The organism is Streptomyces sp. E11-3, from assembly GCF_046540415.1.
In the GTDB taxonomy this organism is placed as follows: Bacteria; Actinomycetota; Actinomycetes; order Streptomycetales; family Streptomycetaceae; genus Streptomyces.
Genome location: NZ_JAZGRL010000225.1, coordinates 1 through 768, shown reverse-complemented (window position 1 = coordinate 768; position 768 = coordinate 1). Strand labels below are relative to the sequence as shown.

Genomic DNA, 768 nt, shown 5'->3' with positions numbered 1-768 from the left:
AATATGCTATCCCTATCCAACAATGCTAATTTTGGACTTAGAATATTTATGCGATTTATGGTTTGTGCTTTTAGTAAGTAGGTAACTAAATGTTTGTTTATTCTCTGATATTGAGTTGAAACTCTTTTATTCGTCTTCCAAACCTAACCTAATTACAATTTAACTTAATTCAACATAAAAATCAATGACTTGTACAGTTTCAGCATAAAATGTCAAAATTTCAGTAGTGGCATTAGCAGACAACGTAGGTGACTCAACTGGCATATCAACAGAAATGCATGACCTTTCAGTTCCATCTCCATAGTCTTGAAATTGGGCACTAATTGTCTCATCCTGCTGACCAGTTACATTAATAGTCATTCTTCCTCCAGCTATACCATAAGCCTTAAAAGAAATTATCTTCATAGAATTCCACCTCGGAGATGATGCTAAAGGAGCATAATACTGATGTTCGTGAAGACCCAATTGCGCATAAGTTACATTCGTAGCAGTGGGATTTACATCAAATCTAATTGTACGATTCCATTTCCTATTACTGCTAAATATAGGTGGCGTGCGTACCACAACTGCTCTTTGAACAGGTTTATTACTCAAAATGTTTCTCCTGATTTTGTTACGGAAGCCTTTCGTAAGCTGTCCTCCTCGTCGCATAATTTTTCTAGCCGGGCCAGAAAATCGCCGGAATCCTCGTGTTCTTTTATACGCCATCTGTAAAGAATATACTATTAGTAAAAATAAAAAATTTTTATTAATAATATATGCCTTACC

1 protein-coding gene is annotated in these 768 nt (G+C 35.3%); it reads right to left on the bottom strand.

Going from position 1 to position 768, the window contains the following annotated elements; genetic code table 11:
• Positions 1 to 159: 159 nt before the first annotated feature.
• Positions 160 to 768 (bottom strand): hypothetical protein (locus tag U9R90_RS36560; RefSeq protein WP_411061824.1); only part of this gene is annotated, 609 nt, incomplete at its 5' end.